This is a genomic window from Pseudomonas sp. P1_A1 (assembly GCF_056406935.1).
The window spans coordinates 90916-114525 of sequence record NZ_JBFTZE010000010.1 but is presented as its reverse complement, the minus strand read 5'-3'; the positions used below and the strand labels follow the sequence as shown (position 1 = coordinate 114525).

The 23610-nt window shown below is 60.6% G+C and carries 16 protein-coding genes; 10 read left to right on the top strand and 6 right to left on the bottom strand.

Annotated elements, in window-relative coordinates:
* Positions 1-132: 132 nt before the first annotated feature.
* Together AC1D2Q_RS16705 and AC1D2Q_RS16700 are read left to right on the top strand one after the other, a co-directional pair.
* The gene (locus AC1D2Q_RS16705; RefSeq protein ID WP_477813898.1) at positions 133-444 is read left to right on the top strand and encodes an Mpo1-like protein; all 312 of its coding nucleotides are present in this window, start codon (positions 133-135) and stop codon (positions 442-444) included.
* 101 nt (positions 445-545) lie between these two features.
* A complete protein-coding gene (locus AC1D2Q_RS16700; protein WP_477813897.1) occupies positions 546-1136 on the top strand; it encodes an HD domain-containing protein in 591 nt (196 codons plus the stop codon).
* A gap of 19 nt (positions 1137-1155) precedes the next feature.
* Here AC1D2Q_RS16700 and AC1D2Q_RS16695 read toward each other — a convergent pair whose 3' ends face one another.
* Positions 1156-1971 carry a UDP-2,3-diacylglucosamine diphosphatase gene (locus AC1D2Q_RS16695; RefSeq protein WP_018929924.1) on the bottom strand — a complete coding sequence of 272 codons (816 nt, stop codon included), beginning with the start codon at positions 1969-1971 and terminating at the stop codon, positions 1156-1158.
* Between the two features lie 149 nt (positions 1972-2120).
* Here AC1D2Q_RS16695 and AC1D2Q_RS16690 point away from each other — a divergent pair, with 149 nt between their 5' ends.
* Both AC1D2Q_RS16690 and AC1D2Q_RS16685 read left to right on the top strand, forming a co-directional pair.
* Positions 2121-2879: a helix-turn-helix transcriptional regulator gene (locus tag AC1D2Q_RS16690; protein ID WP_428635896.1), complete on the top strand. Its 759-nt coding sequence runs from the start codon at positions 2121-2123 to the stop codon at positions 2877-2879.
* 121 nt (positions 2880-3000) lie between these two features.
* The gene (locus AC1D2Q_RS16685) at positions 3001-3894 is read left to right on the top strand and encodes a DMT family transporter (RefSeq protein WP_477813896.1); all 894 of its coding nucleotides are present in this window, start codon (positions 3001-3003) and stop codon (positions 3892-3894) included.
* On the opposite strand, the gene AC1D2Q_RS16680 is transcribed toward AC1D2Q_RS16685, so the two are convergent.
* The 4 genes from AC1D2Q_RS16680 to recQ form a co-directional block, all read right to left on the bottom strand.
* Positions 3888-4175: an Rdx family protein gene (locus AC1D2Q_RS16680; RefSeq protein ID WP_007895010.1), complete on the bottom strand. Its 288-nt coding sequence runs from the start codon at positions 4173-4175 to the stop codon at positions 3888-3890. The genes AC1D2Q_RS16685 and AC1D2Q_RS16680 overlap by 7 nt on opposite strands.
* A gap of 66 nt (positions 4176-4241) precedes the next feature.
* Positions 4242-6050: a motility hub landmark protein FimV gene (locus AC1D2Q_RS16675; RefSeq protein WP_477813895.1), complete on the bottom strand. Its 1809-nt coding sequence runs from the start codon at positions 6048-6050 to the stop codon at positions 4242-4244.
* Positions 6051-6178: 128 nt separating this feature from the next.
* Complete coding sequence (locus AC1D2Q_RS16670; RefSeq protein WP_018929920.1) at positions 6179-6613, bottom strand: MarR family transcriptional regulator; 435 nt, start codon at positions 6611-6613, stop codon at positions 6179-6181.
* Between the two features lie 205 nt (positions 6614-6818).
* On the bottom strand, positions 6819-8945 hold the full coding sequence (gene recQ / locus AC1D2Q_RS16665; protein ID WP_019648061.1) for a DNA helicase RecQ: 2127 nt from the start codon (positions 8943-8945) through the stop codon (positions 6819-6821).
* Between the two features lie 294 nt (positions 8946-9239).
* Here recQ and AC1D2Q_RS16660 point away from each other — a divergent pair, with 294 nt between their 5' ends.
* The 6 genes from AC1D2Q_RS16660 to AC1D2Q_RS16635 all read left to right on the top strand — a co-directional run bounded on the left by AC1D2Q_RS16660 (position 9240) and on the right by AC1D2Q_RS16635 (position 16646).
* On the top strand, positions 9240-9827 hold the full coding sequence (locus AC1D2Q_RS16660) for a UPF0149 family protein (RefSeq protein ID WP_007938492.1): 588 nt from the start codon (positions 9240-9242) through the stop codon (positions 9825-9827).
* Between the two features lie 10 nt (positions 9828-9837).
* Positions 9838-10233, top strand: coding sequence for a YbaN family protein (locus tag AC1D2Q_RS16655; protein ID WP_477813894.1), 396 nt, complete (start codon positions 9838-9840; stop codon positions 10231-10233).
* Between the two features lie 214 nt (positions 10234-10447).
* A complete protein-coding gene (gene lapG, locus AC1D2Q_RS16650; RefSeq protein ID WP_477813893.1) occupies positions 10448-11155 on the top strand; it encodes a cysteine protease LapG in 708 nt (235 codons plus the stop codon).
* 22 nt (positions 11156-11177) lie between these two features.
* Positions 11178-13118 carry a cyclic di-GMP receptor LapD gene (gene lapD / locus AC1D2Q_RS16645; protein WP_477813892.1) on the top strand — a complete coding sequence of 647 codons (1941 nt, stop codon included), beginning with the start codon at positions 11178-11180 and terminating at the stop codon, positions 13116-13118.
* Between the two features lie 139 nt (positions 13119-13257).
* Positions 13258-15843 (top strand): carbohydrate-binding protein, encoded by a 2586-nt coding sequence (locus AC1D2Q_RS16640; protein WP_477813891.1) that lies wholly within the window; start codon positions 13258-13260, stop codon positions 15841-15843.
* A gap of 434 nt (positions 15844-16277) precedes the next feature.
* Positions 16278-16646, top strand: coding sequence for a DUF6124 family protein (locus tag AC1D2Q_RS16635; protein WP_105339907.1), 369 nt, complete (start codon positions 16278-16280; stop codon positions 16644-16646).
* A gap of 254 nt (positions 16647-16900) precedes the next feature.
* Here the strand turns inward: AC1D2Q_RS16635 and AC1D2Q_RS16630 are convergent, their stop codons facing one another.
* Positions 16901-23305, bottom strand: a complete 6405-nt coding sequence (locus AC1D2Q_RS16630) for a retention module-containing protein (protein ID WP_477813890.1) — start codon at positions 23303-23305, stop codon at positions 16901-16903.
* Between the last annotated feature and the right edge of the window lie 305 nt (positions 23306-23610).

Below are 23610 nucleotides of genomic sequence, written 5' to 3'. Positions count from 1 at the left end.
CCACGACCCAATGCCGAAGGATACTAAAGTGGCGTCTATTGTCACTGGCTGATGCCTATGATCACTCTAGACTTAAATAAGCTACCCGCAGCACAACTTGTCGCCTGCACAACAACCACAGAGATCGCAGTCGTGGAAAACATCAAACGTTTCAATAGCTTCGCTGCGTTTTACCCGTATTACCTCAGCGAACACCGCAATAGCATTTGTCGACGACTGCACTTTGTCGGCACCACGCTGGTTATTTTCATGCTGGCGCTGACCATCGCCAAAGGCGCATGGTGGCTGTTGCTGGCCCTGCCGCTAGCCGGTTACAGCTTCGCCTGGGTCGGGCATTTCTTCTTCGAGAAGAATCGTCCTGCAACCTTTGCGCATCCTCTTTACAGCCTGCTCGGCGATTTCGTCATGTACCGCGACATGATTGTAGGTCGCGTGCCGTTCTAGGCTCCTTTGGCCACAAAAGCGTCCTGTGCAGCCAGTGCAGCGCTCTGCATTCAAGCCCTACACTCCAAACATCCCTTTCGATAAGAACAAGAGGATAGCCGATGAATGCCCGCGCCCGTTTTACCCACATGCAGGACGGCACGCAGGAAGACTGGGCGATCATCGCCGCAGACTTCAGCGCCTATGCCCGGCAATTGCCTACAAGGATCGTGGCGCATTTGAAGTTACTGGAGGGTGATTTCGGCGGTTTCCCGGTGGATCGCCTGACCCACTCCCTGCAAACCGCCAGCCGCGCCTGGCGCGATGGCCGCGACGAAGAGTACGTGGTCTGCGCTTTGCTGCATGACATCGGCGACACGTTGGGGTCCTACAACCACCCGGACATCGCCGCGGCGATTCTCAAGCCGTTCGTCAGTGCCGAGAACCTGTGGATGGTGGAGAAACACGGGATTTTCCAGGGCTATTACTTCTTCCATCACCTGGGCATGGACCGGCATTTGCGCGAGCAATTCAGCGCTCATCCGCAGTATCAGGCGACCATCGAATTTTGTGCCCGGTACGATGCGGCGGCATTTGATCCGGAATACGACACGCTGCCGCTGAGCTTTTTCGAACCGATGATGGAGCGGTTGTTTGCGCAGCCGAAGCATTCGATTTACAAGGCGGCGATGGAGGAACAAGAGCCGGCCTGAAGATCTTTTGACTTTGCTTTTATGCCGGCTCTGCGACTTTAATTGCCTTCAACTCCGCCTCCCGCGCCTGCGCATCGGCCAACCGATACAACTCGATCGAGCCGTCCCAATGCTCGATCAGCGCCGTGCACGACTCCACCCAATCCCCGCAATTGAGGTAATCCACTTCCCCAACCTTGCGAATCTCGGCATGGTGAATGTGCCCACACACCACGCCATGCAACTCGCGTTTGACGCATTCGTGGGCGATGGCTTCCTCAAAATCGCTGATGAAACTGACGGCGGTCTTGACCTTGTGCTTGAGGTACGCCGACAGCGACCAATAGCCGTAGCCATAACGGGCCCGCCAATGGTTGAGCCAGCGGTTGAGGGTCAGGGTGAATTCGTAGGCCGAGTCACCGAGGAACGCCAGCCAGCGGTGATAGCGAGTAATCACGTCGAACTGATCGCCATGAATCACCAGCAGATGACGACCATCGGCGGTCACGTGCACGGCTTCGTCCACCAACTGGATATTGCCCAGCATCAGTTTCGAATAACGGCGCAGGAATTCGTCATGGTTGCCGGTGACGTAGATCACTTCTGTGCCGCGCTTGCTCATGGTCAGCAGGCGACGAATCACATTGGTGTGCGCCTGAGGCCAATACATGCCGCTGCGCAGCTTCCAGCCGTCGATGATGTCACCGACCAGGTAAATCCTGTCGGCATGGTAGCCCTTGAGAAACTGCGACAGGTGTTCGGCCTGGCAGTCCCGTGTGCCCAAATGCACGTCGGAAATCCATAAGGTCCGCACACGTTGCTTACGGCTGGGTTTGGCGAGCTCGGCGCTGGTCATGGGCAACCCTCTGGACAAGTTTTGGCAAGCTTGCGCCAGTCGGGTTAATTGCCCATGACAATCGCAAGTCAGTCCTGTGACAACGCGCGAACGCAGGGCCTCGGTGTAGACTGGCGGCTTCACTCATCAATATCGCCACGAGACCTGCGATGAGACCGATCCTCACCCTGCGCCAATACACCCACGACCTGATCGTCCACAGCCACGACCACGCGCAACTGGTATTCGGGCTGTCGGGTGCACTGGATTTCGAGGTCGAGGGGCGTGGCAGTCAGGTGGTTCAGCAGAGTTTCGTGGTGGTGCCGTCCGGGGCGCATCATGCCTGCGGCAGCGCCCACGGCAGTCGTTGCCTGGTGCTGGATGTGCCGGGCGATCAGTGGGTGTCTCAGTCACTGGGGGACCACGCCGAGGCCAGCCGCCGCTTGCTCGACAATGCCGGGCGTCTGCCGCTGGACGCCGGGCAAAGCCAATTGGTGAGCTGGCTGGCGGGCAGCCCGATCAGCGATCCGCTGATCGCCCAGCAAGGCGCGGTGTTACTGCTGGCCAGCCTCAACAACGCCAAGCCCGACACGGTCGGCGGTCGGCGTCTACCGTATGCGGCGCTCAACGCTCACATCGATCAATACGCGGCCTATCCACTGCAAGTCGCCGACCTGGCGCGCATTGCCGGCCTGTCCAGCGCTCGCTTGCACGCGCGGTTCGTGGCGGAATGCGGGCAAACGCCGATGGACTACATCCGCAGTCGCCGGCTGCACATCGCCGTGCGCTTGTTGCGCGATTCGGCGCTGCCCATTGGCGAGATCGCCTGTCGGGTCGGCTACAACTCCCAGAGCGCATTCGCCGCAGCAGTGCTGCGTGAGTTCGGCGCCTCCCCCGGTAAATTGCGCCGCGAGGCTGGCGACAAATGACGCGAGTCTGGCGACAGACACCCGCAAGCACATCGTTCATTGTGTAGGAGTTGCCGAAGGCTGCTCCTACACAGGTCGACGGTGTTGTCGGCCAGATTCGATACGTTATTCAAGGACTGCAATGACTCCCCGTACCGCCCTTGGCGCTCTGCATATCGGTGCACTGATGTTCGGCCTGACCGGCGTGTTCGGCAAACTTGCCGCCGCCTCACCGGCGATCATCGTGTTCGGTCGTGCCGCGTTTGCCGTCCTCGCCCTGGCGTTTTTCGCCCGGTTCGCCAGTAATACCCGTTGGCAGGCACTCGACGCCGTGGACTGGCGCCGCCTGTTGCTCAGCGGCTTGCTGCTGACCGGGCACTGGGTGAGTTTCTTCATTGCGGTGAAGGTGGCCGGGGTGGCGATCGCGACCCTGGGCTTTGCCAGTTTCCCGGCGTTTACCGTGATCCTCGAAGGGCTGATTTTCCGCGAGCGCATCCGCGCCAATGAAATCTTGCTGGTGGTGCTGGTCAGCATTGGTTTGGTACTGGTCACACCGGACTTCGATCTCGCCAGCGGCGCCACCACCGGCCTGTTGTGGGCAGTGGCCTCCGGCCTGCTGTTCTCCCTGCTGTCCCTGACCAACCGCGCCAGCTCCGGGCGAATCCCGCCGGTGCAGGCGGCGCTGTGTCAGAACGTAGTGGTTGCGATCTGCCTGCTGCCGGTGGCGATGCCGCAGTTGAGCGAAGTACGCGCCATCGACTGGCTGTGGATTGGCCTGCTCGGGGTGTTCTGCACCGGCGTCGCTCACAGCCTGTTCGTCGCCAGCCTGGCGGTGATCAAGGCCCGGACCGCGTCAGTGGTGTTTGCCCTGGAGCCGGTTTACGGCATCACCCTGGCCTGGTTGTTGTTCGATGAAAACCCGACGCTGCGCATGCTGATCGGCGGCGCGTTGATCATCGTGGCCATCGTGCTCTCCAGCCGGTTGTCCGGCGGTTCAAGCCACAAGACCGTTGCCGCGCAAGCGCCGTCTCACTGAGTGCGGTCGTTGTGGCCCAGGTCGCGGTCCGGATCGATCTGATCACGGACCCGCTGCTTGAGCACCTTGGCCTCGGGGAAACCGCCGTCGGCCTTGCGTTCCCAGAGCTGCACATCGTCACAGAAAATGTGGAACACCCCGCCGGTACCGGGCACCAGGGATACTTTGCCCAGATCATCGCCGAAGGTGCTGAGCAGTTCCTGGGCCAGCCAGGCGGCGCGCAACAGCCATTGGCATTGCGTGCAGTAGGTGATGACGATTTCCGGTTTACGTGCGGTCATGATTGGCAAAACTCCTCTGCCTGAGGGGTTGCCATAATAACCACAAAGGCTGCGATCTTTTGATCTTCAGCGAATACCCGCCAACAGCGTTCGGGCCGTCTCCTTCAGCGGTTCGTCGCCTTCCTTGAGCAACTCGTTCAGCAGCTCGATGGCGCTGTCCAGGTCGCCGTCGTCAATGCAGGTCTGGGCCTGTTCGAGTTTGCCCGCGCTGCTCGGCTCGGCCGGTTCAAGATCCATCAACTCAGCATTCAGCGGTTCAAGCTCCAGCGGCTGGCCGGGATCGCTGAATTCGTTGAGAAAGGTCTCGTCCAGAGATTGCGAGTCAGGTTCGGCGACCCATTCAAGCTCGGGCTCATCCAGCGTCGGCTCGTCGGGTATTTCGAAGACATCGGGCAACACATGAAGATTCGACGTGAACCCGGGCTCGTCTGCCGGTGATGGCTCATTCGATGGTTTGGCGCTGGGCGGTGAGTTGTCGAAGGGGCTGATCAGGTCCCAGTTCGCATCCATCGACAGGTCGTCGAGGTTCAACTGGAATTCATCGCTCGGTGCCGCTGGGATTGCAGGCGTGGACGGAGCCACTGCCACGGCGGCGACCACCGGCGCGGCGCCGACCAGTTTCGGATGGCGGGCGCGGATGTCCTGAAGTTGCTGTGCGTCAAACCCGGCCTCACGCAAGCTACTTTCCTGCGCGTCATATGCTTGCGCGTCACCCTGTTTACCAAGAACCTCCAGCAGCTGCACGGCCAGGTCGGTGCGCTGGGGCTCCTTGACCAATGCCTCTCGCAACAATCCGGCTGCCTCGGACAAACGGCCATAGGCGAGGTAGATACCAACCCCCTCCAGCACGTCGCCTGCGGCAGTCTCATCCGCCAAGCCGGCTACCGATTGCGCCTGGGTGGCTGGCCTGGCTGGTTCTGCCGTGCGGTTGAGCACCGGTTCATGACGTGACGGCTGCACGGGTAGCGGCTCGGGTAAGGCCTGAACCTGCTGTCGTTGACGGCGAATGAACACTGCGAGCGACACCAGGGCCACCAACGACAGCAACCCGATGATCAACGGCCAATGGGATGCTTCGGACGTCTCGATAACCACCGGAACCGGCGCCGGCGCCGGCACCTCGGGTGCGGCAGGTGCCGCCGACGCCTGTTTGACTTCCGTCAGTTGGGTTTGCAGCTCAGTCACCTGTTTTTTCTGAACGGCGATCTGCTCGTCCTGCGCCTGCAGCTTCGCATTGAGTTCATCGATGGTCTTTTGCAGCTGCTGGTTTTGCAGCACGCTGGTGGCCAGTTGTTCGGCAACAGGATCATTCGCCGGCGTGGCGGCTGGTTTATCGACATCAGGCTTGGGTGCCGAACTATTCACCGCAGGTGGCGGTGCAACAGCCGGTTCAACGGACGGGAACGCGGAATCCTGAGAGCCCGGCGCGGGGTCGTCGTTGACGGGAACAATCCCCGGTGAACCCGGCGGATCGATCAGCACGGTGTACTCGCGCAGCAAACGCCCGTTGGGCTGATTGAGCTGCACCAGAAAATTCAGAAAGGGTTCCTTGACCGGTTTACTGGACGTCACCCGGATCAGGCTGCGGTTGCCCCGCAGGATCGGCGTGAACTTCAGGTTATTGAGGAAGAACACCCGCTCGACACCGGCGCGGCTGAACTCCTCCGCCGTCGCCAGGCTGACCGACAGCTCGCCCTCCTCCAGACCACCGACATCCACCAGGGCGATATCGGCGCTGAATGGCTGATTCAACGCCGAATGCTGGGTGATCTCACCCAAGCCTAGCGCAGGGGCCAATGCCGAGTAAGTGACGGCACCACCGACCAACAGCAGCCTGCTGCAACACCGCAATACAACGCGCCAACTCTCGAGCATGAGCATCCCTTAGATAACCAGAACCAACCTGTATGCATTCGCACATCCGGTACGAACACGATATTACCTAGTAGTTCTTTATAGTCTGCCCAACGGGGTATCTCAAAAGTCCGACGCGTGGTTGTGCCTCAAGATTTTTCCAGGTTGCCCAGGATGTGCGCGTGGACACGCATGCAGACCTTCAAATCCGCCTCATCAACGCCTTCGAACAATTCGTGGCGCAGTTGCGTGGCAATGGTTTCAATTTGTTCGATCAAGGGACGGGCCGGGGCACAGAGGACGATTTTTTTCGCCCGACGGTCTTCCAGCACCGATTGGCGTTGCACCAGGCCCTGACTTTCCAGGCTATCGAGCAGTCGAGCCAGGGTAGGCCCTTCGACGCCGACGCTTTGCGCCAGTTCACGCTGGGTGGGAGCATCATCGAAACGCGCCAGGTGCAGCAGCACCAGCCAGCGCGCCTGGGACAGACCCAGGCCAGCCAGTCGGCGGTCCAGTTCGGCACGCCAGCCCCGAGACATCTGGGCCAGTTGCATGCCAAAGCGGTGTTGATCGGTTAACGGCATAAAACACTCATGGTTAGACTGAAATAGAGAAAAACTAATTATTAGTCAGCTAAGCATGACCTTTGGCTATAGGCAAGGTTTGCTCTGTACTGAATCGTTACATCCGGAGCTGCCGAAGGGCTGCGATCTTTTGACTTTGCTTTTAAAGGCAAGATCAAAAGATCGCAGCCTTCGGCAGCTCCTACGGGGGGCGTGTGGAGGTCATTCAAATTTCGAATTCCGACTGCAGCGCGGCACGTACGCAATACAAAACGCCTTCCGGCACCCGCCCTGCGAACAACGCGGCGATCTCCGCCACCGGCGGCAGTTCGCCTTCGCCGTCGAGGAAGGCGTCCTGAACTTCGCCCATCAACTCTTCGGGCAGGTCCAGCGCCTGTTCCAGTGACAGCTGCTGCTTGCCGATGGCCTCGGCGAGCATCGTGTAGACGTTCTTTTCCGAGCATTGCAACTGACCGGCGATCTGCAGCGGTGTCATGCCGGCCCGGGCCAGGGTGATCAGCTCGTGGCGCACATCGGCCACCACTTTCGGTGCCTCGACCTGACCGCCGAGCACTTCGAGGAAAGCCTCGCCGTAACGTTCCAGTTTGCGCGCGCCGACACCGCTGACCGTGGCCATTTCCGCCAGCGAGGTCGGCTGGCTGCGGAGCATTTCCAGCAGCGTCGAATCGGGGAAGATGACATACGGCGGCACGCCATGTTCTTCGGCCAGTTTGCGGCGCAAGGCACGCAGGGCTTCCCACTGTTCGCGCTCCTCGAAGCGGACCAGTTGGCTCGCCTGGCTCTTGCTGCTTTTGGCGGTGGTTTGCGGCTTGAGGTCGCGGCGCAGTTCCAGGGTCACTTCGCCCTTGAGCAGCGGCCGACAGGTATCGCTCAGGCGCAGCCCGCCGTAGCCTTCGAGGTCGATGTCCGCCAGACCGCGAGCAACAAGTTGTCGGAACAAGGAGCGCCATTCACTTTCGCCCAGCGCTTTGCCTACGCCGTATACCGACAAATGCTGATGGCCGAAGCTGCGGACCTTTTCGTTGTCCTTGCCCAGCAACACGTCCACCAGATGGCCGACGCCATAGCGCTGGCCAGTGCGGTAGATCGCCGATAGCGCCTGGCGCGCCGGCTCGGTGGCGTCCCAGGTCTGCACGCCGTCGACACAGTTGTCACAGTGGCCGCAGGGCTCGGGCATGTCTTCGTCGAAGTACGCCAGCAGGGTCTGGCGGCGGCAACGGGTTTCTTCGCAGAGCGAGAGCATGGCGTCGAGCTTGTGCTGCTCCAGACGCTTGTGGCGCTCGTCGCCTTCGGAGTTTTGCAGCATCTGCTTGAGCATCACCACATCTTGCAGGCCGTACGCCATCCAGGCATCCGCCGGCAGACCGTCACGACCGCCGCGACCGGTTTCCTGGTAATACGCCTCAAGGGACTTCGGCAAGTCGAGGTGAGCCACAAAACGCACGTTGGGCTTGTCGATGCCCATGCCGAACGCCACGGTGGCGACCATGATCAGGCCTTCCTCGTTGAGGAAGCGTTTTTGGTGATGCGCCCGGGTTTCGTTGGCCAGACCGGCGTGGTACGGCAGCGCAGGGAAGCCTTGCTCACTGAGGAACACCGCCACTTCGTCGACCTTTTTGCGCGACAGGCAGTAAACGATGCCGGCATCGCTGCGCCGCTCGGCGAGGAACGCCAGCAACTGCTTGCGCGGCTGCTCCTTGGGCACGATGCGATAGAAAATATTCGGGCGGTCGAAACTCGACAGGAAACGCTCGGCATCCTGTAAATGCAGGCGATCGACGATTTCTTCCCGGGTGCGCTTGTCGGCGGTGGCGGTCAGGGCGATGCGCGGGACGCTGGGGAACAATTCCGCCAACTGGCCCAGTTGCAGGTATTCGCGGCGGAAGTCGTGGCCCCATTGGGACACGCAATGCGCTTCGTCGATGGCGAACAGGGCGATTTCGAGGCTTTGCAGGAAGGCCAGCATCCGTGGCTGCACCAGGCGCTCGGGCGCCAGGTAGAGCATTTTCACCTCGCCGCGCTTGATTCGCGCGGCGAGATCACGCTGCTGCTCGGCGCTGAGGGTGGAGTTCAACGACGCCGCGGCGACTCCCAGCTCTTCGAGGGTGGCGACCTGGTCGTCCATCAGTGCGATCAGCGGCGACACCACCACCGCCAGGCCTTCGCGCAGCAGCGCCGGCACCTGGAAGCACAAGGACTTGCCGCCCCCGGTAGGCATCAGCACCAGGGCGTCGCCGCCACTGGCCACGCGCTCAATGATTGCACCCTGACGGCCACGGAAACTGTCGTAGCCGAAGATGTCCTTGAGGACGCGTTGAGCCTGTTCGAGCATAAAAACTCCAAAAATCACCGAAACATCCCTGCAAGGCTGGTTCAGAACCACGAAAGCTGCACAAACAAATCGTAAGTACGCTTTGCATGACGCTGCATATTTCAGCCGTGACGCCAGCAGGGCATCACAAAACGCGCGAGTATACCCGACCCCTCCCCTGCAAAGGGCGCCGCTCGCCAATCCCTCCTACACGGGCACACGGTGTGTCCGGGAGCAAATATGCCGCGCGGCTGGCCTGAGCGCTCAAGAAGGCCTAGAATTCCCGCATCGTATATTCCCCAAGGTAGCCCTTTAATGTCCTTCGCTGAGCAACTAACCCGCCTGCAAGTCTTCCTCGACGCCGACGAGCTGCATGACGAGGCGCTGGACTACGTGGCCGCCCACGGCTACCTCACCGCGCTGTCGATCTGTTCCGAAAGCGTTCCCGACCGCGAATGGATCGACGCGCTGTTCGCCGAAGAACCGCATTACGCCGACGACACCGAGCGTGAAGCGATCGAATCCACCCTGGTGCTGCTCAAGGCTCACATCGCCCGCCAACTGGCGTCCGACGAAGAGTTCGAGCTGCCGTGCGACCTCGACCTGGGCGACGACCCGGACGATTCCGACCTGCGCGGCTGGTGCATCGGTTTCATGGAAGGCGTGTTCCTGCGCGAAGCGGCCTGGTTCGAAACCGCCGAAGACGAAGTCAGTGAAATGTTGCTGCCGATCATGGTCGGTTCGGGTCTGTTCGACGAACAGCCTGAGTTCTCTGACATCGCGGCCGACGCCAACCTGATGGACGACATGATCGTGCAAATCCCGGAAGCCCTGACCGCGCTGTACTTGCTGTGCAACGCGCCAGACGAAAAACCGGCGATTCTCAAGCCACGTCACCACTAAGGTTTTGCCTATGGACAACCCCATAGGCAACCGCCCCCTGATGTTGCGCTACGTGCTGCTGGCCATCGGCTGGTTGAGCGTAGCGTTGGGGGTGATCGGGATTTTCCTGCCGGTGCTACCCACCACACCGTTCCTGTTGCTGGCGGCCGCCTGTTTCGCCCGCAGTTCGCCGCGTTTCTATCACTGGCTGGTTGAACATCCACGGCTTGGGCCGTGGATTCGCGACTATCTGGACGGCAACGGCATTCCGCTCAAGGGCAAGGTCTACGCCATCGGATTGATGTGGGCGAGCATCCTGCTTTCCTGCTACCTGGTGCCCCTGCCGTGGGCGCGCGGGTTCATGCTGACCAGTGCGGTGCTGGTGACGGTTTATATCCTCAAGCAGAAAACCCTGCATAAACCCTGATCCCTATCTATGTGATCGTTCCCACGGTCCCCGTGGGAACGCCGCCCGGGACGCTCCGCGTCCCTTCGCCGGTGTGACGCAGAGCGCCACAGGATGCATTCCCACGCAGAGCATGGGAACGATCAACCCGCCGACATCCTTTCGTCCGACGACCTACCCGACCTCGCCGTAAACACCGCCTAGACTTCAGGCATCTGCACCCGAGCAGCCAGACATGTCCCGCAGTCCGCGTAGTCCAGGATGGTCAACGCTCCGACTTCGGTTCGGCGGATGGCTGCTGCTGGCGAGTTTTCTGCTGGCCGGGTTGGGCAGTGTCTGGGCCGACTGGGATTTTGCGCAGGTTCTGCAAACGGCCGAAAAACGCTACGGCCCCCTTGGCGCGGCACAGGGACGGATCGAGGCCTGGAGCCAAATGCTGCAAAGCGAACGCAACCAGCCTGAGCGCGAACAACTGAACGCGGTCAATCACTTCTTCAATCAGCAACTGAGTTTTCAGGATGACACGCGCATCTGGCATCAGACCGATTACTGGGCCACGCCCGTGGAATCCTTGATCAAAGCCGCAGGCGACTGTGAAGACTACGCCCTGGCGAAATATTTCAGCCTGCGTCACCTCGGCATTCCCAGCGAAAAACTGCGCATCACCTACGTCAAGGCCCTGACCCGGAATCAGGCACACATGGTGTTGACCTTCTACAGCAGCCCCACGGCCGATCCGCTGGTGCTGGACAACCTGATCGACGAGATCCGCCCCGCCTCCCAACGCAAAGACTTGCTGCCGGTGTACGCCTTCAACGCCGAAGGCCTGTACCTGCCGGGGGCCAATGGCGGTAAACGCAGCAGCGACTCGAAAAAATTGTCGCGTTGGCAAGACGTATTGAAAAAGATGCAAATCGAAGGGTTCGCCGTGGGCGAAGGCTAGCCGCCACAGCAAGGAGCGTTTTATGTCACTGCGCAAACAATTGTTCCTCGCCATTTGCCTGTTCTTGCTGGTGGCCTTCAGCGGCAGTTTTTTTGTCAGCCTGGAAAGCTCCCGTGAACAGATGCTCAGCCAGTTGCGCTCCCACGCCCAGGACGCCGCCACGGCGCTGGGCCTGTCGTTGACCGCGCAGATCGACGACCCGGCGATGATCGAATTGATGGTCAGCTCGATTTTCGACAGTGGCTATTTCACCAGCATCCGGGTCATCAACATCGAGAATGAACAAGTGCTGGTGGAGCGCAGCGTACCAGCGCAAATCGAGGGTGTACCCGGCTGGTTCGTCAGTCTGGTGAACCTGCGCCCACAAGGTGGCGATGCACTGGTCACGCGTGGCTGGGACCAGGCAGCCCGGGTCGAAGTGCTGAGCAACCCGCAGTTCGCCCTGGCCAAGCTCTGGGACAGCACCCTTGGCAGCCTGATCTGGCTGCTGATTTGCGGACTGCTCAGCGCCGTGTTTGGTGGTTGGCTGTTGCGCCGGCAACTGCGGCCGCTCGACAACATGGTCAAACAGGCGGAAGCCATCAGCAAACGCGAGTTCCGCAGTTTGCCGAAACTGCCGCGCACGCCGGAGCTCAAACGCGTGGTGCTGGCCATGAACCAGATGGTCGAAAAACTCAAAGCACTGTTCGCCGAAGAGGCCGCGCGCAGCGAAAAACTGCGGTCCGAATCCTATCAGGACAACCTCACGGGCCTGGCCAACCGGCGCTTGCTGGATGAACAACTGGCCGACCAATTACTGGATTCCGAGCAAAGCCGAGACGGTCATTTGCTGATGCTGCGGATCAACGACCTGATCGGTCTCAATCAACGCCTGGGTGGCCAGCGCACCGATGCCCTGATCAGCGCCGTCGGCGAGTTGCTCAAACGCCTGACGCAACCTGCGGAACGTCGCACCTGGCTCGCGGCGCGCAATCGCGGCGGCGAGTTCAGCTTGCTGACGCCGGGCCTGGACAGTAAGGGTGCCGCGCGCCTGGCCTCCGAAATCAGCGCCACCCTGGAAAACCTGCGCCTGACCGGCGCCAGCGACTGCATGCCGGTGGCGCACCTGGGCATCGTCGCCTATCACCCCGGCGAACCGGCAAATGATGTGCTGATGCGACTCGATCAGGCGCTGACCCAGGCCCGACAACATCCCGAGCGGCCATGGATATATCTGGCCCAGTCCGATAACACGCTCAACCAATCCCAACACGACTGGCGCAACTGGATCGACGATGCGCTGACCGAAGGCAAGATGCAGTTGTATTTCCAACCGGTGGTGCAATGCGCCGACACCAGCCAGGTGCTGCACCACAAAGTCCTCGCGCGCCTGCTCGATCCGCAAGGCGAGGCGATTGCCGCCGGGCATTTCCTGCCGTGGATCGAACGCCTCGGCTGGTCGGCGCGGTTCGATCTAGCCATGCTCGAAACCACCCTCGAATACCTCGCCGCCAACCGCTGGCCGCTCGCACTGAGCTTGTCCGGCAGCACCCTGCGCGATCAGACCCAGCTGAAACTTATCTGCGACATACTCGAATCACTGCCGGAACTGGCGCCGCTGCTGACCCTGGAAATCGACGAACGCCAACTGCCGCCCCCCGAAGAACTGCAACGCCTGAGCCACAGCCTGCTCAACACCGGTTACCGCATCGGTTTGCAGCATTTCGGCGGCAGCTTCAGCCAGATCGGCAACCTGACGCAGCTGGGGTTGGCGTACTTGAAAATCGATGGCGCGTACATTCGGGGTATCGATGAGCAGAGTGACAAGCGGTTGTTTATCGATGCGATATACCGGGCGACCAACAGCATCGATCTGCCGTTGATTGCGGAAATGGTCGAGACCAAAGGGGAACTGGAGGTGATTCGGGAGTTGGGGGTGTTTGGGGTGATGGGTCGGTTGATCGGGCCGCCGGAGCCGATGTGAGCGGTACGACCACTCGTCTAAAACCTGTGTGCACCTGTCAGATCTGACAGTAGGCAAACACTCACGCCAACGTTCTAATCCATCCATATCGGTGCCGCCCATTCGGGAAACCGTGCACCTCTACGGAAGGTACGCATTCATGAACAGCCCCCTGACAAACGCTGACCTCGCCTCCAATGGACAAGTCGTTGTATTCCCGCCCGATCGCGGTATCGGCGTGCTGGCCGTCGACCCGCCCTTCCCGGCGGGCTTCAAACCACAGAGCGACGGCGCCTTGGGGATCAACATCAACATGGTGCACGGCGACCGAGACGGTTTGCTGGTTTACATCCTGGCCTATCTGAACATGGCCATCGGCGACTACATCAAGGTTTACATCGAAACAAAAAACGCGTCCGTCGCTGAATTTTCCGTCACCGAAGCCCACTTCGATGCCGAAGGCAACGCGAAAAACATTCCTTTCTATATTTCCGCCAAAGACATGGAAGCCAGGTTTGCGCCGCTGCTATCGGAGAACAAGGAATTCTGGTTCGAAGTTGAGCGTGTGAGCGGAAACGGCACCGAACAATCGCCACCCGTGCCGCTGTTTTATAAATACCCGGCGCCGGGTGAACCGGACACAGACGGCGGAAAACCCTTCAACCAAGGCCTCAAGCTGCCCGTTGCTTCCGAAAGCTTCGTCGATCAGAGCGTGATCGATGACGGCATGTTCGTGACCGTGCCGGAATATTTCAATCAGTCCATCGGTGACGTGGTGGTGCTGGCCTTCGGATCGCTGCTCCTGGAAATCACCGTCACCGCGTTAGGTGACGTGGTCTTTGAGCTGACGCCGGGAATGCTCGCCACCCTGAAGCCCACCAACAGCCTGGTGGTGCGCTGGGAAGTGTTCGACGTGGTGGAGAACTCCAGCGGCTGGTCGGATGCACTTATCCTCACTTTCAAACCCGGCATCGTGTTGCTGGCCGCACCGATTTTTGAACCGGCCGATACCGACAACGTAGTACATCACGATGGGCTCGCGGGTGGAGCCATGGCGGTGCTGGTCACCGGGGTATTTGCAATCAATGATCTGATCGAGCTGACCCTGGAAGGGCTCACCAAAGGTGGCGACCCGGTCACCCACACCTACAGCCGGACGCTGACTGCCGCCAGCAGGACAGTGAATTTTCCGGTCGAGAATGAATGGGTACGAAACTTGATCGGGGGCTCCTTGCACGCGTCCTACAAGTTGACCAGAGCAGGCAAGACCCAGCCCTCGAAACCGGCCGATGTCACCATCACTGGCACATCCCAACAATTGGGCCTGCCGATTGTCGAACCGCTGGTGGACAACAAACTGCCGGTCGACACCGCCATGGCCACGGTGCGGGTCGCCGAATACTGGCCCTTGAAAGAAGGAGCTACGGTCGAAGCTCGGTGGCAAACCACCGATCAGGACGGGATTGCGGCCCTGTTCATTTTCCGACTGATCGTCACCGACCCGACACAACCGGTCACTTTCCAGGTGCCAGCCAAATACATTGCCCCCTACTCCAACACCCCTTTGACCGTGCAATGCACGGTGACAAACCCGGGTGAGGTGGAGGTGTTCTCCAATTTGCTGCAATTGATGTTTGGCGAGGAAGCGAAGATCGAGTTGCTGCCGCCATTTCTGGTCAAGCCGGCGGTCAGTCTAATTGATCCATTGGGTGATCTTCCGACGGTGCGGGTCGAATTCCTGGCGGCGATTGCTGAAGACCGGGCGAGGCTGGTGGAAAGGAACGCGCCAGTGGGTTCTGATCCCTTTCCGCTTACCCTTCTGAATCAGAACAAGCGCGCCAACTTTGTGCTGAACCGGGAGTTTATTGTCGCCCGACAAGGTAAGTCGTTTGAGGTGTTCTGGAACCTGAATCGTGGAGGGAAAAAAGTTGCGTCGTCGCCACCGCTGAAACTAACAGTCAAGCCTCTGGTGTTGATTGCGCCGACAATCCCGGACGTTCCAGGCCCCAATCTGGACTTTGATGACATCCCGGACTCAGGTTTGCGTATTCAAGTTAAGGAATTTATCGGAATGTCGCCAGGGCAGTGGATAAGCGTCAAATTAACCAGTGCCGGAGAAAACTACGAGACCTTGCCACAAGAGGTTAAAGCCGTCGCTCCGTTAGTCTTCCAGATCCCCAGATCAGTATTCGTTGCCAATCCAGGTCAGCCTGTTGAAATCACGTATCTGGTTTCATCCTCTACGAGCCAGGTTAATGGTGTTCGATCGCCGCCGTTGAATGTATTCGTACTGGCCGATACCTGGCGTGACTCGATAACAGACTTCACCAGCAATGCGGGAAATTGGGCATTTGGACCTGCATCCTCGGACGCCACTATCGGTGGCGGCGTTTACCAGAATCTGACCTATAAGGGCACAGGAAACTCCGGAGTTTTGCTACGTCAGACATTTCAGCTCAAAAAGGAGAGAACCTACCGATTCACTTATTCCGTGGCGAACATCAGTCCACAACCTTCAAACGTTCCACCGATAATCAGCGTCACCACGTCTAGTGGAATAACAATCCTGGGGGCTTTTCATGTTCCCAGAACGGGGGCGTGGTACTCGCAAACCAACACCTTCAAAGTGCCGGCCAACGGTTCCTACACCATCTACCTTAATAATCATCAGGATCTCGGTGGATATGCTGACGCACGTGGAGGCAATGACTTCAGACTCGACAATATTTACCTTCAGCGATCATGAATAACGCAGGAGAAAAGGAGCCACGCATTTATTTATCTGCCGTGGCTTTTCCCAATCCTGAGTGAGCACTAAACAACGATGTTTAAAAGACATCTCCAGACACTCACTCAGGCTACACATTCTTGCGCCGCTGCCTACGACTGCGCCAGAATCCGCCGGCTTGTACGCTTTGGGGTCGGGCTCTATCGTTTCCTGGTCGCTGACAAATCAGCGATTGGGTTTCGCAGCCCGGGTCAATCAAGGCGCATTGCGCCACCGTTCCCTTTCAGTTGGCGCTTTTTTTCGTCTACTGGATGGCGTTATGGCGGCTGTGCGCGGGAGATCTTCGGGTCTGCCGGGTTCCTTGATTCCCGGTCTGCGAACCTGCGTACAGCTGCCACCTCCCTTCGTTTCGCAGCGAACCGTGGCGGCTCCACTAATCAAGGAGCATCACAATGTTCAAAGCCACACCCAATCCCCCTGAAACCGACGACGTTTCCCCCTACGAAACCCCGGACTCCAAAAAACTCAACGAAGCCGCCGAGCGCGCCCTCGATTACTACCTCAAACCGTCCGACCCCAAACCCCCGCGCAAACCGAGCACGATTTACACCGTCGCCCCGGACATCAACATCGAAGAACTGCTGGCCAACGCCTGCGAATCCTTTGCCTCGGCCAAGGTGATCGCCAGTGACTGCGCCGGGTTTCTGGAGGGGCCGCAGCGCAATACGATACTGGGCGTCGCGCAGCTCATCATGTTCGGGGAGCTGGCGGTGAGTCGGGCGCTGGATAGCCTGGAGCTGAAGGCTGACCCGGCCCTATAACGAAACAAAACTTGTGGCGAGGGGGCTTGCCCCCGTTCGGCCGATCCGCGCCCGGGCGCAGCAGTCGTCATCCAGGCACATGCGGTTTACCTGAAAATTGCGGTGAATGGTTTTGGGGCCGCTTCGCAACCCAACGGGGCAAGCCCCCTCGCCACAGGAGGTGTGTTCGGGCACAAGGGTGGTGGATCAAAACCCCAACCAACAAAAAACCCGCCACCCCCTTTCACCGGGATGGCGGGTTTTGTCGTTTCAGATCACACGGTATCCACCTTCAACGAATGGTCGTTCAACATGCCGTTGATAATGGTCGCGGTATCGTGACCGCCGGCAATCACACCATTCGCTCCGGGGGTGACGCCGTAGTGGCTGGCCAGGTTCACGCCGGCCAGGTCGATGGTCTGGCTCGGCGTGGCGCCAGCCATGGCGCTGATGTCGATGCTGGTGACCAGGGTCGCGCCGCTGCCGGTGACTTTGAAGTGCAGGTAGTCATCCAGCGACGCTGCGGTGCCATTTTCGCCTTGCAGCAGTTGCGACAGGTCGAGTTTGTCGGTGCCGGGGGTGAAGTCGGTGATGACGTCGTGGCCGCTGTTGCCTTTAAGCCACTGGAAGGTGTCGGCGCCGCTGCCGCCGGTGAGGGTGTTGTCACCCAGACCGCCGATCAGCAAGTCGTCGCCGCCCCCGCCGTTGAGCACATCGTTACCCAGACCGCCGTTGATGATGTTGCCGTTGTTGTCGCCCGTGAGGCTGTCGTTGAAGTTCGAGCCCGTGAGGTTTTCGATGCCGGTCAGGGTGTCGCTGCCTGCGCCAACGGTGTTTTGCGCGGTGAGCAGGCTGAGATTGACGGTGACGCCGGCGGTGGCATGGGCGTAGCTCGCGGTGTCGTTGCCGGTGCCACCATCGAGCCAATCGTTGCCTGGCCCGCTGAACAGCAGATCGTTGCCGGCGCCGCCATGCATCTCGTTATTGCCTGAGCCTGCGGTGAGCACGTCGTTGCCGTCACCCGCATTGATAATGTTGTTGCCGGTGCCCGCGATCAACACGTCATCACCCGAAGTGCCAGTCAGTGTATGGCCAGCCTGATAGGTGATGTCGACTGCCGCGCTGTCGCTGCCGCCGTGGTTGTCGCTGGCGGTGTAGGTGCCGTGGAAGTCCGGCGTGCTGTCGTGAGCCCCGGCGTAGTTGACGGTCATGGTCAATTGATAGTTTTCCGCACCCTTGCCGCTGTTGCCCGGCCCGCCGTCGTCGATGTTGGTGATGTGGATCTGGTACGTGCCGTCCGCCGTGGCGGTGATGGTCTGGCCATCGGCGAGAGCCATGTAAGCGCCGCCATTGACCGAGTACTCCATGGTGATGTGGCCGGCCGCCAGGTTGTGGTCCAGGTTGAGGGTTTCGCCCTGTTTGAGGTTGACGGTGATGCGGTCCTCATCGTTGGTATTGTTGGTGCTGACCGCCCCCAAGGCCCCGCTGACCACCAGCATGGCGGTCATGGCGGCAGCGTTGGCGACGAATGCACTGCGGGCGATGGTCACGGCCTGGACGTTATTGCCGGTGAAACTGAAGCTCGAGTTGGTGCCGGTAAAGTCCGCCCCCTTGGCCGTCCAACCCGTGTTGAAGGTGGTCGGCGATGCCGTGAGCGCATCACCGTTGGGGTCGGTGTCGTTGGCCAATAGCAGCTCGCCCGGCACCACGATACTGCCCGACAGCACGTTGGTGATGATGTGATCATCGACCGCCACCGGTGGCGAATTCGCAATCACGTTGACTGTCAGGGTCGAACTGGTGAGGTCGCCGTCGTTGTCGCTGGCGGTGAAGCCGATGTTTTCGGTGATCTGCACGGCCGTGGTTTTCTGCGAGGTGTAGGTGTACTCGCCGGTGTCGAGGTTCACCAGCAGCGTGCCGCTGTTGTGGGTGGCGATGCTCAGGGTGTTGTCGACGGTGTTGAAGGTGCCGTGGTTGGCGCCGCCGCTGAAGTTCAGCGAACCCTGATTGCTGTTGGCTTTCGGGTCGTAGGTATAGGTGGTGCCGTCGACCGTGAGGGTTTTGATGAAACCGCCATCGGCGCCGAATGTACCGCCCTCGCCCAGCAGCGAACCAGTGACCGGCGCACCTTGCACGGTGCCCGAAAGTACCGAGTTGAGTTGGTTGAGGTCAGTCACCACCACAGCGTTGGTGTCGTTGTGCGTGCTGCCGTCATAGGCCACCGGATCGAGGCTGGCGTTATTGACGCCGCTGCCCAGGCCGATGGCGTAGTTCTTGATGCCATTGGCGTCGAGGAAGGCTTTGAGCGCGATCTCGTCCGCGGTGCCGATGTCGCCTTCGTTGGGTTTGCCATCGGAGAAGAAGTAGCCGACGTTCTGCGCCCCGATGAGTTTGCCCGAGGTGTCGAACGCGCTCTCCATGGTTGCCACGGCCGCGTCGTAGTTGGTCCCGCCACCTGCCGTCAGCGTAGCGATGATCGACTTGGCGGTCGCCACATCGACCCAGATCGACGTCTGGTCGGTGGCGCTGCTGCTGAAGGTGACGATCTGTACCTTCACGTCGCCCAGATTGTCGTACTTGTCGAGCAGCGCGCTGATCGCCTGCTTGGCCAGGTCCAGCCGAGACAGGCCCGATACGCCGGAGGGGTCGTCCATGCTGCCGGACACATCGATCACCAGCATCAGGTTGGAGTCGATCTGCACCGCCGGCACCGAACGGTCCGAGGCGACGGCGTGAGGCACGTCATCGACGATGCTGACCACAAGGGTGCCGGTGGTGCTGTTGCCCAGCGCATCGGTGGCTTTGTAGGTGAAGCTTTCGTTCAAGGTGTTCGCGCCATCGTTGGTGTTCGGCGAGGTTTTCGGCGCCGAGGTCAGGGTGTACGTGTAGGAACCGTCGGGATTGAGCAKGATCTGCCCGTAGGTGCCGGTGGCGCTGCCGACCAGGGTGTAGGTGATCGCGCCAGTGGCGCCAGTGACCGAGCCTGCCAACGTGCCGGAGCCGGTTTCACCGGTGTTGCCGGGCTCGCTGCCGGTGACGCTGCCCGCCGCTAGGTCCTGTCCGTCCTTGGTCAGATCCAACGCTTTTTCGTAGACGGTCACGTCGGTATCGGTGGCGGCTACGAGGCAGCTGTTGGACACATCAACGGTGATCGTGGCGGTGCTTTCATCGCCGTCGGCATCGCGCACGGTGTAGGTGAAGGTGTCGATGGCGCCCGCTTCGCCGACCGAGTTCGGGTTGCTGTGGTACACGGCATTGCCGTTGGCATCCAGGGTGAGATAGCCGTAGGTGCCGTTGATGTGCGTATTTAAACCACCGATAGCCGAAGTCGAGGTATCGCCGCCGGCACGCACGCCGACCACTGCGCCACCCAAGGCCGGGCCGTCAGCGCCGAGCACATCGTTGTCCAGCACATTGCCGCTGATCGTGCCGCCCTCCACCACCGAAACCGAATCGCAATGGGCCGTCGGCACGTCATCGACAATGTTGATCACGATGGTGCTGGTGACGCTGTTGCCCAGGGAGTCGGTGGCCTGATAGGTGAAGCTTTCGCTCAGGGTATTCGCGCCGTCGTTGGCGTGCGGCGTGGTCGTGGGCGCAGAAGTCAGGGTGTAGGTGTAGGAACCGTCCGGGTTGAGCAGGATTTGCCCATAGGTGCCAGTGGCGCTGCCGACCAGGGCGTAAGTAATTGCACCAGTGGCGCCAGTGATTGAACCGACTAATGTGCCGGAGGCGGTTTCACCGGTGTTGTCAGGCTCGCTGCCGATGACAGTGCTCGCCGCGAGGTCCTGGCCGTCCTTGGTCAGGTCCAACGCCTTTTCGTAAACGGTCACGTCGTTATCGGGGGCCACCACGAGCGAACAGTTGGAGATGTCGATGGTAATGGTCGTGGTGCTTTCATCGCCGTCGCCATCGCGCACGGTGTAGGTGAACACGTCCGTGGCGCCCGGTTCGCCGACCGAGTTCGGATTGCTGTGGTACACGGCGTTGCCGTTGGCATCCAGGGTGAGATAGCCGTAGGTGCCGTTGATGTGCGTATTCAAACCACCGATAGCCGAAGTCGAGGTATCGCCACCGGCGCGCACGCCGACCACCGCGCCACCCAAGGCCGGGCCGTCAGCACCGAGTACATCATTGCCCAACACATTGCCGCTGACCGTGCCGCCTTCCGCCACTGAATCGACATCGGCATGAGCGGTTGGCACGTCATCGACGATGTTGATCACGATGGTGCCGGTGACGCTGTTGCCCAGAGAATCGGTGGCCTGATAGGTGAAGCTTTCGCTCAGGGTGTTCGGCCCGTCGTTGGCGTGCGGTGTGGTCGTGGGGGGCGAGGTCAGGGTGTAGGTGTAGCTGCCGTCCGGGTTGAGCAGGATTTGCCCATAGGTTCCGTTGGCGCTGCCGACCAGGCTGTACGTGATGGTGTCGCTGGTGCCGGTGACTGAACCCACCAGCGTGCCGGAGGCGGTTTCGCCGGTGTTGCCAGGTTCGCTGCCGATGACCGTGCCCGCCGCCAGGTCCTGCCCGTCCTTGGTCAGATCCAGCGCTTTTTCACTAACCGTCACATCGGTGTCAGTGGCAGCTACGAGGGTGCAGTTGGCCACATCGATGGTAATGGTGGTGGTGCTTTCATCGCCGTCGGCATCGCGCACGGTGTAAGTGAACACGTCGGTAGCACCAGGGCCGTTCACGGCATTTGGATTGCTGTGATAGACCGCATCGCCGTTGGCATCCAGGGTCAGGTAGCCATAGGTGCCGTTGATTTGACTGTTCAAGCCACCGATGGCTGAAGTCGAGGTGTCGCTGCCGGCGCGTACGCCGACCACCGCGCCGCCGAGGGCCGGTCCGTCGGCGCCGCCGATGTCGTTGCCCAGCACGTTGCCCGAGACCGTCGCACCTTCGGCCACTGAGGCGTGATCAGGGTTGGCGGTGGGCAAGTCATCGACGATGTTGACGTTGATCTGGCCCACCGCCGTGCTGCCGTCGACGTCAGTGGCGACGACGTTGAGGTTCTCGGTGATGCTGTTGGTGCCGTTGGCGTTCGGGTGGGTTTCGTTATCCACCAGGGTGTAGCTGTAGCTGACCACGCCGGTGGTGCTGTCGTAACCGGTGATGGTCAACGTGTTGCCCAGTGGCGTGACGATCGAATGCGGGAAGCCTGTGATCAGGTCGCCGGTGACCACCACGATGCCGCCGACGGTCAGGGTTTGCAAACCGTCGAGCGCGGTGACGGTGAAGGTGCCGCTCTGGGTCAGCGCCGGTGTGTTGGCGCTGCTGCCGTCGCTGAGGTTTTTTTCGTAGACGGTGAGTTCGCCGCCGTTGACGTTCAGGCCATCGAGCGTCACCAGGTCATCGTTGTTATGGATGTTCAGCACCAGCGTCGCGGTGCTGGTATCGCCATCGGAATCGGTGAGGGTGTAGACGAAATGCTCGGTGCCGTTGCCACCACCGTGCAGGGCTTTGAAATCGGCATCGCTGGTGTTCAGTGTGTAGGTATACGTGCCGTTGGCGTTCAACACCAAGGTGCCGTAAGTCCCGGTGAAGGTGCCGCCGATAATCGGCCCGCTGTCGGGGCCGGTCGGAATGCGGTCGGCGCCCTGGACGTCGTTGGGCAGCACGCTGCCGGTCAGGGTCAGCAGGGTTTCCGACGCGGTATGGGCGTTGCTGTCGTCGATGGCCTTGGGCACATCGTCGGTGATATTGACGTCCAGCGAACCGGTGGCGGTATCGCCGTTGCTGTCGCTCGCGACCACGGTGAACTGTTCGGTGAGATTGTTGGTGCCGTCGCCGGCCGAATGGGTTTCGTTGCCGACCAGGGTGTAGCTGTAACTGACCACGCCGGTGGCCGGGTTGTAGCCGGTGATCGTCAGGGTATTGCCCAGTTGCGTGGTGATCGACTGCGGAAAACCGATGGGCACCCCGCCACTGATCACGCTGATCCCGCCGATGCTCAGGCTGCTCAGCCCGTCGGGGGCAGACACCGTGAACGTGCTGTGCTGAGTCAGTGCCCCCGGGTTGCTGGCCGACCCGTCCGCCAGGTTGGCTTCATTGAGGGTCAGTTCGCCGCCCGCCACCGAGAGGCCGGTGATGGTGACCGGGTTATTCACGGGAACAACGCCTGTACCCCCCGCACCGCCTGCACGGCCTGCACCGTTGCCGCCGTTGTCGCCGTTGTCCGGGTCCCGGCGCTCCAGAGGAAATTCGGGAATGCCGTTGAAGCCCGCTGTAGGGAAACCAATCGTGGGATCGACCCGCCCGCCCACTTCCTCCAACAACACAAAACTGTGACCGCCGCCCAGTGCACCGGGCGCACCGGTGGCGCCCGGTCCGGCGGCGGTGGCCTCAGCGGTCTGGGTCGGGTCCGCACCAGCGGCAATGGCTTTTTGCACTTGCTCGATATCGGTCAGTTGCGCCTGGCTCGGCGTCACCGCATCGGAGGTCTCCACATGCGGCACCTGGTGCGCCAGTAACTGGGCGGTCATTTGCAGGCTGCTGTCACGCCCCAGCGTCAGATCCTGGCCGTTATGCAAATGCACCGCCACCGCGCCTTCGGCCCCGGTGACCAGTTGCTCGCCGGCAAACAGCCGATCGCCCTCGATCAGTGCCCGTCGAGTGCCATCACCCGCCACTGCATACACCTGACCGATGACCTTACTGACGATACCGATGAGCGTTGCCATGTGCATTCCTCCGCTGCCAACTGATGTCGGCATCCTGTTTGCGCGAAGAACGTGCCCATGGTCAGGTGGCCTGGCGGCCTGTCTGCCGGAAAGCGCTTACCTCCGTGTAAACCGCTGCCTCCCGACATTCTCGCCAGGCGTGTCGCTCGCGAGGGGCAGTCTGTGGATCGGGATAAAACCCTCTGCAATCAATGGCATCGGGATCCACTTCCAAAACAGCCGGCCTGCAAACGAATGCGTAACGGTTCTGAATCACTCGAGTGACAAAAAAATGTCGCCTCTAAACCGTCTCGCTCTCCTCCCCT

What these genes read in the sequence shown, in the direction of transcription:
- AC1D2Q_RS16700 (WP_477813897.1), top strand. Translation starts at nt 546, where the DNA reads ATGAATGCCCGCGCCCGTTTTACCCACATGCAGGACGGCACGCAGGAA.
- AC1D2Q_RS16695 (WP_018929924.1), bottom strand. Translation starts at nt 1,971, where the DNA reads ATGACCAGCGCCGAGCTCGCCAAACCCAGCCGTAAGCAACGTGTGCGG.
- AC1D2Q_RS16690 (WP_428635896.1), top strand. Translation starts at nt 2,121, where the DNA reads ATGAGACCGATCCTCACCCTGCGCCAATACACCCACGACCTGATCGTC.
- AC1D2Q_RS16685 (WP_477813896.1), top strand. Translation starts at nt 3,001, where the DNA reads ATGACTCCCCGTACCGCCCTTGGCGCTCTGCATATCGGTGCACTGATG.
- AC1D2Q_RS16680 (WP_007895010.1), bottom strand. Translation starts at nt 4,175, where the DNA reads ATGACCGCACGTAAACCGGAAATCGTCATCACCTACTGCACGCAATGC.
- AC1D2Q_RS16675 (WP_477813895.1), bottom strand. Translation starts at nt 6,050, where the DNA reads ATGCTCGAGAGTTGGCGCGTTGTATTGCGGTGTTGCAGCAGGCTGCTG.
- AC1D2Q_RS16670 (WP_018929920.1), bottom strand. Translation starts at nt 6,613, where the DNA reads ATGCCGTTAACCGATCAACACCGCTTTGGCATGCAACTGGCCCAGATG.
- recQ (WP_019648061.1), bottom strand. Translation starts at nt 8,945, where the DNA reads ATGCTCGAACAGGCTCAACGCGTCCTCAAGGACATCTTCGGCTACGAC.
- AC1D2Q_RS16660 (WP_007938492.1), top strand. Translation starts at nt 9,240, where the DNA reads ATGTCCTTCGCTGAGCAACTAACCCGCCTGCAAGTCTTCCTCGACGCC.
- AC1D2Q_RS16655 (WP_477813894.1), top strand. Translation starts at nt 9,838, where the DNA reads ATGGACAACCCCATAGGCAACCGCCCCCTGATGTTGCGCTACGTGCTG.
- lapG (WP_477813893.1), top strand. Translation starts at nt 10,448, where the DNA reads ATGTCCCGCAGTCCGCGTAGTCCAGGATGGTCAACGCTCCGACTTCGG.
- lapD (WP_477813892.1), top strand. Translation starts at nt 11,178, where the DNA reads ATGTCACTGCGCAAACAATTGTTCCTCGCCATTTGCCTGTTCTTGCTG.
- AC1D2Q_RS16640 (WP_477813891.1), top strand. Translation starts at nt 13,258, where the DNA reads ATGAACAGCCCCCTGACAAACGCTGACCTCGCCTCCAATGGACAAGTC.
- AC1D2Q_RS16635 (WP_105339907.1), top strand. Translation starts at nt 16,278, where the DNA reads ATGTTCAAAGCCACACCCAATCCCCCTGAAACCGACGACGTTTCCCCC.